Origin of the sequence: Vibrio sp. OPT46 (assembly GCF_015163535.1) — a bacterium.
GTDB classification, from domain to species: Bacteria; Pseudomonadota; Gammaproteobacteria; order Enterobacterales; family Vibrionaceae; genus Vibrio; species Vibrio alginolyticus.
Genome location: NZ_JADDYG010000281.1, coordinates 1 through 656 on the forward strand (window position 1 = coordinate 1; position 656 = coordinate 656).

Below are 656 nucleotides of genomic sequence, written 5' to 3' on the forward strand. Positions count from 1 at the left end.
GAGAAGAGCCATCGAAATATAGATATGTAGGCGGCGAGCCCAAGTTTGAACACCTTTGCTTTTAAGCAACATAGAAACAATCATCACCAATAAATGTGAGGCATAATTTAGGTGATAATCATTCGCATTGGCATTTAATTTACATTGTTTACTTTTTCAATTCAGCTTGGCTTGCACATGTTTTAGCTATTTGGGCCAATGCGAGTTACCGATTGCCTACCCTCTAGATAATAACCCTATCAATTTTAATGACTCAAAATTTAATGATATTTCCAATACTAAAAAGTGGGATAGACTCCACCAAAATGCGCCTTTATGTATATTTAATGAAAAGCTTAAAAGCTATCCATAAACTAGATAAAAAAGGTAAGCTAAGAAGTTAGTGTAGGGTTAGATAGAGAAGATTTTCTGATGCTAGCCAAACGTTATGGTGTAGTTCAGAAGGAAAAATATGAACAAGAATGTTGGAATAATTCTCTTATCACTTTTCTCAAGTGTCACTTTCGCAAGTGAAAAGTTTGAAGCCAGTTTGTTTAACAACGTAAGCCAATCTATCGATAATTATGGTGCTAAGATAAAGCTGTGCGAATCTATGGCAGACCAGAATACACCTGACAAACAAACCCTAGAGTATTCAAAGAAGCATATAGAAGCAT

The 656-nt window shown here is 35.1% G+C and carries 2 pseudogenes; one reads left to right on the forward strand and one right to left on the reverse strand.

What is annotated here, in order from left to right:
* A pseudogene (locus tag IQR33_RS12685) lies at positions 1-72 on the reverse strand (peptidase); the annotation flags it as partial.
* Positions 73-451: 379 nt separating this feature from the next.
* On the opposite strand from IQR33_RS12685, the pseudogene IQR33_RS32935 reads away from it, so the two are divergent.
* Positions 452-656 (forward strand): annotated as a pseudogene (locus tag IQR33_RS32935) (hypothetical protein); the annotation flags it as partial.